7 protein-coding genes and 1 tRNA gene are annotated in these 6,621 nt (G+C 64.5%); 3 read left to right on the forward strand and 5 right to left on the reverse strand.

Translation table 11 applies throughout. The annotated features are described in order from the left end of the window. Positions 1–527: DNA translocase FtsK (locus tag EN781_RS21865; protein ID WP_145965577.1), on the forward strand; the 527-nt coding region annotated here is incomplete at its 5' end. Between the two features lie 70 nt (positions 528–597). Here the strand turns inward: EN781_RS21865 and yihA are convergent. The 5 genes from yihA to rpmH form a co-directional block, all read right to left on the reverse strand. Beyond that, positions 598–1,248 (reverse strand): ribosome biogenesis GTP-binding protein YihA/YsxC, encoded by a 651-nt coding sequence (gene yihA, locus EN781_RS21870; protein WP_126057170.1) that lies wholly within the window; start codon positions 1,246–1,248, stop codon positions 598–600. Further along, positions 1,248–1,886, reverse strand: a complete 639-nt coding sequence (locus EN781_RS21875; RefSeq protein ID WP_126057169.1) for a CatB-related O-acetyltransferase — start codon at positions 1,884–1,886, stop codon at positions 1,248–1,250. Before EN781_RS21875 ends, yihA begins: the two co-directional genes overlap by 1 nt. A 273-nt stretch (positions 1,887–2,159) precedes the next feature. Next, on the reverse strand, positions 2,160–3,974 hold the full coding sequence (gene yidC / locus EN781_RS21880; protein ID WP_126057168.1) for a membrane protein insertase YidC: 1,815 nt from the start codon (positions 3,972–3,974) through the stop codon (positions 2,160–2,162). Between the two features lie 13 nt (positions 3,975–3,987). After that, on the reverse strand, positions 3,988–4,341 hold the full coding sequence (gene rnpA, locus EN781_RS21885; RefSeq protein ID WP_126057167.1) for a ribonuclease P protein component: 354 nt from the start codon (positions 4,339–4,341) through the stop codon (positions 3,988–3,990). A gap of 16 nt (positions 4,342–4,357) precedes the next feature. Continuing rightward, a complete protein-coding gene (gene rpmH, locus EN781_RS21890; protein WP_008833937.1) occupies positions 4,358–4,492 on the reverse strand; it encodes a 50S ribosomal protein L34 in 135 nt (44 codons plus the stop codon). Between the two features lie 276 nt (positions 4,493–4,768). On the opposite strand from rpmH, the gene EN781_RS21900 reads away from it, so the two are divergent. After that, positions 4,769–6,256, forward strand: coding sequence for a HAMP domain-containing sensor histidine kinase (locus EN781_RS21900; protein ID WP_126057166.1), 1,488 nt, complete (start codon positions 4,769–4,771; stop codon positions 6,254–6,256). A 137-nt stretch (positions 6,257–6,393) separates the two neighbouring features. Then, a tRNA-Arg gene (locus EN781_RS21905) sits at positions 6,394–6,470 on the forward strand. The last annotated feature ends 151 nt before the right edge of the window (positions 6,471–6,621 follow it).

Below are 6,621 nucleotides of genomic sequence, written 5' to 3' on the forward strand. Positions count from 1 at the left end.
CCAATTTCCCCACCCGCATCTCTTTCCAGGTGACGGCGAAGAGCGACAGCCGCACCATCCTGGGCGAGCAGGGCGCCGAGCAGTTGCTCGGCCAGGGCGACATGCTGCATATGGCCGGTGGTGGGCGCATTGTCCGCGTGCATGGCCCCTTCGTCTCCGACATGGAGGTCGAGCACGTCGTGGCGCATCTGAAGGCGCAGGGGCGTCCGGAATATCTCGAAACGGTCACCGCCGACGAGGAGGCGGAAGAAGAGGCGGCCGACGCGGGTCCCGTCTTCGACAAGGGCGCGATGGCCGAAGAGGATGGCGACGCCCTCTACGAGGAAGCCATCAAAGTGGTCAAGCGCGACAAGAAATGCTCGACCTCCTACATCCAGCGCCGCCTCGGCATCGGCTACAATCGCGCCGCATCGCTGGTCGAACGCATGGAGAAGGAGGGCCTGGTCGGCACGCCCAACCACGTCGGCAAGCGTGAAATCCTGGCCGGCCGGCGGGACCACGCGCCGGAGCGCGACGAGACGGATTGACGAGGATCGGGGATGGGGCCGGGCGATACGCCGGTCTTGTTTGACCGGACGCGCTTTCGCGGGGGGTGCGTCAGCCGCCGTTGGCGGCGAGCACGATCGCGGCTCGCAGTTCCTCCAGCCCGTCGCTCTTTTCCGACGACGTCGCCAGGACGAACGGGAAGGCGGCCGGCCGCTTCTTGATCTTGGCCAGCGTCTCCTCGATCAGCCGCGGCACGCCGGCCGCCTTGATCTTGTCGGTCTTGGTCAGCACGATCTGGTAGGACACCGCCGCCTTGTCGAGCAGCGACAGCACCTCCTCGTCCTTGGCCTTGATGCCGTGGCGGGCATCGATCAGCACATAGACGCGCTTCAGTGTGACGCGGCCCTTGAGATAGTCGAAAACCAGCTTCGTCCAGTCGTCGACCTTTTCCTTCGGCGCGCTGGCATAGCCGTAGCCCGGCATGTCGACCAGCGCCATCGGCGGCAGGTCGGCGCCTTCGCCGGAAAAGCCGTCCGGCACGAAATAGTTGAGCTCCTGCGTGCGCCCCGGCGTGTTCGAGGTGCGAGCCAGCCCCTTCTGGCCGACCAGCGCGTTGATCAGCGACGACTTGCCGACATTCGAGCGGCCGGCGAAGGCGATCTCCGGCGGTCCTTCCGGCGGCAGGAACTTCATCGCCGGCACGCCGCGGATGAAGACCCAGCCTCGGGTGAACAGGTCGGTGCCGATCACGGTCTTGTCCATCAGACGGCTGCCTCCAGGCGGGCAATGTCGGCGCCCCTGATGGCGTTGAGGTTGCGGCTGATCTTGTCCACCGGCCAGTCCCACCAGGCTGCCATCAGCAGCCGCCGGACCGTCTTGTCGTCGAAGCGCATCTTCACCACCTTGGCCGCGTTGCCGGCAACGATCGCATAGGCCGGCACGTCGTGCGTGACAACCGATTTCGCCGCGACGATGGCGCCATGGCCGATTGTCACCCCGGGCATGATCACCGCATCCATGCCGATCCACACATCGTTGCCGACCACCGTGTCGCCGCGGATCTCCTTCGACCATGTCTTCGGGTCGAAGCCTTCCTCCCAGCCATGGCCGAAGATGTTGAACGGATAGGTCGAGAAGCCCGACATCGCATGGTTGGCGCCGTTCATGATGAAGCGCGCGCCTTCGGCGATGGCGCAGAACTTGCCGATGATCAGTCTGTCGCCGATGAACGGATAGTGGTGCAGCACGCAGCGTTCGGCGAATTTGTCCGGCCCGTCCGGGTCGTCGTAATAGGTGAAGTCGCCGATCTCGATGTTGGGCGCGGTGACCAGCCCTTTCAGGAAGCCGACGCGCGGATGCATCGGGATCGGGTGCTTGATGTTGGGATTGGGTCCGGTCATGGGCTGGCTCCGTCCACCCTTGCGACGAGACGGAGCTTATAGGGGTGTGCGGCGGCGCGGTCTACCTGTGGTGAAGCCGGGGTCCCGCGAAGCAGCGCGGGACCCCGGCCTGCCGGACGACCTCCCAAACACCGGCGTCGCAGCACCGGAAGCCGTCACGGCCTTTTGGGGAGGACTGAAAAAGCCACGATGAATACCTGGCCCGAGTTTCCGGGCGACAACAAAAAACCCGGACGAGCCGGGTTTTTCGAAGACTATTGATCGGGCTGCCGGCTATTCCGCCGGCGAGGGTTTCTTGCGGAACAGCGCCGCCAGATTGTCCCACAATTCGATCTTGGCGCCCTGGCGCTTCATGATCACGCCCTGCTGCAGGATCGACAGCAGGTTGTTCCAGGCCCAGTAGATGACCAGGCCCGCCGGGAAGCCCGCCATCATGAAGGTGAAGATGATCGGCATCCAGGTGAAGATCGCGGCCTGCGTCGGATCCGGCGGCGTCGGGTTCATGCGCATCTGCAGGAACATGGTGACGCCCATCAGCAGCGGCCAGACGCCGATCATAAGCATGTGCGGCAGCGTGATCGGGATCAGGCCGAACAGGTTGAAGATCGAGGTCGGATCCGGCGCGGCAAGGTCCTGGATCCAGCCGAAGAACGGCGCGTGCCGCATCTCGATGGTGATGTAGAGCACCTTGTAGAGCGAGAAGAAGACCGGGATCTGCAGCGCCACCGGCCAGCAGCCGGCCAGCGGATTGATCTTCTCGGTCTTGTAGAGCTCCATCATCGCCTGCTGCTGCTTCATCTTGTCGTCCGCGTATTTCTCGCGGATCTCGAGCATCTTCGGCTGCACCTTCTTCATGTTCGCCATCGACGCATAGGACTTGTTGGCGAGCGGGAAGAAGATGGCCTTGACGATGACGGTGGTGGCGAGGATGGCCAGGCCGAAATTGCCGAAGAATTTGTAAAGCGTGTCGATCAGCCAGAACATCGGCTTGGTGATGAAGTGGAACCAGCCCCAGTCGATCAAGAGGTCGAACCGCTTGATGTGGCGGTCCTCGGCATAGGCGTTAATCTTGGCGACTTCCTTGGCGCCGGCGAAGACCTCGGTCTCGACGGTCGCCGACTGGCCGGCATCGACATTGATCGCGTCGGTCAGGAAGTCGGACTGGTAGCGGTGGCGGCCATCCTCGAAATAGGCGTAGCGCGGCTGGAACGGCTGCTTCTCGGTCGGCACCAGCGTCACCGCCCAGTATTTGTCGGTGATGCCGAGCCAGCCGTCGGTCGACTTGCCGGGCTGGGCCTGCTTGTCCTTCTCGATGGAGGCGTATTTGTGCTCCTGCAAGCCTTCCGTCCCGGTATAGCCGATCAGACCCTCATGCAGCACATAGGTGCTGGCGACGGCCGGCTTGTCGAAGCGGGTGACGCGGCCGTAGTTGAACAGCGAGACGGCGGCGGCGCCCGAATTCTGCACCGTGTCGGAGACCGTGAACATATAGTCGTTGTCGACCGAGACGGTGCGCTTGAAGGTCAGGCCCTTGTCGTTCGAATAGGTCAGCGTCACCGGCGTCGACGGCGTCAGCGTCGCGTTGCCGTCGACCGTCCACACCGTATCGGCGCCCGGCACCGCGCCGGTCTTGTCGTTGCCGACGAAGCCGATCTCGGCGAAATAGCCGTTGGGCAGCGCCGACGGATTGAGCAACTCGATCTCGGGCGAGTTCTTGTCGACGGTCTCGGTGTAGTGCTTGAGCTTGAGGTCGTCGAGCCGCGCACCGGTCAGGTTGATCGAGCCCTCCAGGCTCGGCGTGTCGATCTTGACGCGGCTGGTCGCCGCCAGCGCCTGCGCGCGGCCCGCCGCCGTCACGGCCTCGCCGCCGGGAGCGCTCGGAATGGCGCCGGGGGCGGGGGCCGGCGTGCCGGCGGCGCCCGGATTGGCCGCCTCGGCGGTCTTCTTCTGTTCGGCCTGCCGCTGCTCCTCGATGCGGGCCGCCTCGCGCTGCTGCTCGACGCGCGGGTTCATGTAGAACACCTGCCACAGCGTCAGGATCAGCACCGACAGCGCGATGGTGATGAAGAAATTGCGGTTGTTTTCCATCGAAGCCCTTGGCCTATCGTGTTCCGCGCAGTCGGCGGGAAAGTTCGGCTTTCAACTGGCCGAACGGAATGGCGAGCACATCTTCGCGCCCGACGATGACATAGTCATTGCCCGGCGCCATGTCATCGGCCGCATGCGTGCGCACGGCTTCTCTCAGCCGCCGCCGGACGCGGTTGCGCACGACGGCATTGCCGACCTTCTTGGTGACGGTATAGCCGACGCGCGGCAAAAGCGTGTCGCCGCGGTCGAGAACCTCGACGAGGAAAAGCCGCCCGCGGCGCTTTTCGCCGCCGCGGACAGCCAGGAAATCCGCGCGCTTCAGAAGCCGCTTGGGATTTTGTCCCACTGGCTTGCCGGTTGCGGGCAACGATCTCGTCTTTCGTTCAGGCGCTGAGCCGCTTGCGGCCGCGGTTGCGGCGGGCGGCAACGACGCCGCGACCACCCTTGGTGGCCATGCGGGCACGGAAACCGTGCCGGCGCTTGCGGACGAGTTTGGACGGTTGGTAGGTACGCTTCATTTGTTTTAATACCGCGGGGTGCGGCCCTTCTTGATTCTGTCACTCTGTAACAGGAGCTTTGCCGGGCCGGTTTAGGCGCGATCGAAACCGCGCCGGGACGAATGGCCCGAGCGTGAGCGGGCTTATAGAAAGAAGGGTTTTGGAAGTCAATCCGGCGCTGGCTGCGCCCTTTGTCGCGATCGCGCGGTGGATGTTTTTTATCCCGCAAGGATGAAATTGGCAAAAAAGCCGCAATCGCCTAATCTTCGCTATCAAGTGTTTGTGAAGACCTGAAGCATGACTGAAGCCCAAGCCACGGACGACAGGGCCGGCGCGGCGATTACCGCTGCCCGCACGGTGCCCCTGTCGCGCGGCCTGTCGACCAAGCTTCTTCTGCTCACCATCGTCTTCGTGCTTTTGGCCGAAATCCTGATTTTCCTGCCCTGGATCGCCAGCTATCGGGTGAGCTGGCTGAAGGAGCGCCTGGGCACAGCGGCCGCGGTCTCGATCGTCCTGGTGCAGGGCGAGCCCAACTCGCTCTCGCGCACTGCCCAGAACGACGTTTTGATGGCGATCGGCGCCAAGGCGATCGCCGTGCGCGACGGCGGCGTCTCGCGGCTTTTGGTGGTGTCCGAGATGCCGCCGCAGGTCGACGAGCATATCGACATTTCCAAGGTCGGCATGATCGACGGCATGACCGGGGCGCTCGACACGCTGTTCTTCGGCGGCAAGCGCATGCTGCGCGTGTTCGGCCCGGTCGGCGAGAGCGACAAGGAATTCGAGCTGATCATGCCCGACTACGCCTTGCGCAGCGCCATGTTGGTCTATTCGCGCAACGTCGCCTTCGTCTCGCTGCTGATCTCGCTGTTCACCGCCATGCTGGTCTATGCCGCGATCGACTTGATCATGATCGGCCCGATCCGCGCCATGACGCGCTCGATGCTGACCTTCTCGGAGGCGCCCGACGATCCCGGGCGCATCATCCGTCCCGCCGCTCGCGCCGACGAGATCGGCGTCGCCGAGCGCGAGTTGTCGCAGATGCAGGAACGGCTGCAGAAGATGCTCTCCGAGCAGAAGCACCTCGCCGATCTCGGGCTGGCGGTGTCGAAGATCAACCACGACATGCGCAACATCCTGGCCTCCGCGCAGCTGATGTCCGACCGCCTGCGGCTGGTCAAGGACCCGACCGTGCAGTCCTTCGCGCCGAAGCTGCTGCGCGCGCTCGACCGCGCGGTGTCCTATTCGGAGGGCGTGCTCGCTTATGGCCGCACGCAGGAGCCGCCGCCGTCGCGCCGCCGCGTCCGGCTGCGCCAGCTGGTCGAGGACGTGCACGGCCTGCTCGACATCGAGGAGGGCATCGAATTCGTCAACGGCGTCGAGCACGCCTTCGAGGTCGATGCCGATTCCGACCAGCTGTTCCGCGTGCTCACCAATCTCTGCCGCAACGCCGTGCAGGCGATGGCGGCCGACACCGAAAGCGCTGTGGTGCGCAGGCTGGCCGTCTCGGCCGAGCGCCTGGGCAGCGTCAGCCGCATCGTCGTCACCGACACCGGCCCCGGCCTGCCGCCGAAAGCGCGCGAGAACCTGTTCGCCGCCTTCCGCGGCTCGGCGCGCAGCGGCGGCACCGGCCTTGGTCTGGCCATCGCCTACGAGCTGATCCGCGCCCATGGCGGCACGGTCGAGCTGGTCGAATCGATCGGCGGCCGCACCGTCTTCGCCGTCACCATCCCCGACCAGCCGGTGCGGCTCGACCAGGCGCGCGGAAGTTTGCGCCGACCTGCCTAGTCCGGACAAAAAGTGCCTGCGACAAAACTTTTGCCGGATCGGCTTGCTTTTCGGAAATTCAGTCGTTAGGGAACACGTCTCGTCGCGGCCGGTCGTCACGATCGGATCGCGGGGCTATGCCAAGCATGGCCTGATGCGCGCCCGTAGCTCAGCTGGATAGAGCACCAGACTACGAATCTGGGGGTCAGGAGTTCGAATCTCTTCGGGCGCGCCATTATTTCAAGCACTTAGCAGGGCGCCGCAGACTAGCACGACTAGTTTGTCTGCGATTTTGTCTGCGGAAGCGCAAACCTTCTCAGGATACGAGCCGCTACGAGACATCGGTGGAGATGCCGCATTCGGAGCGCGGTTGCGCAGCCGCGATA

It is taken from the genome of Mesorhizobium sp. M4A.F.Ca.ET.090.04.2.1, from assembly GCF_003999085.1.
GTDB lineage: Bacteria > Pseudomonadota > Alphaproteobacteria > Rhizobiales > Rhizobiaceae > Mesorhizobium.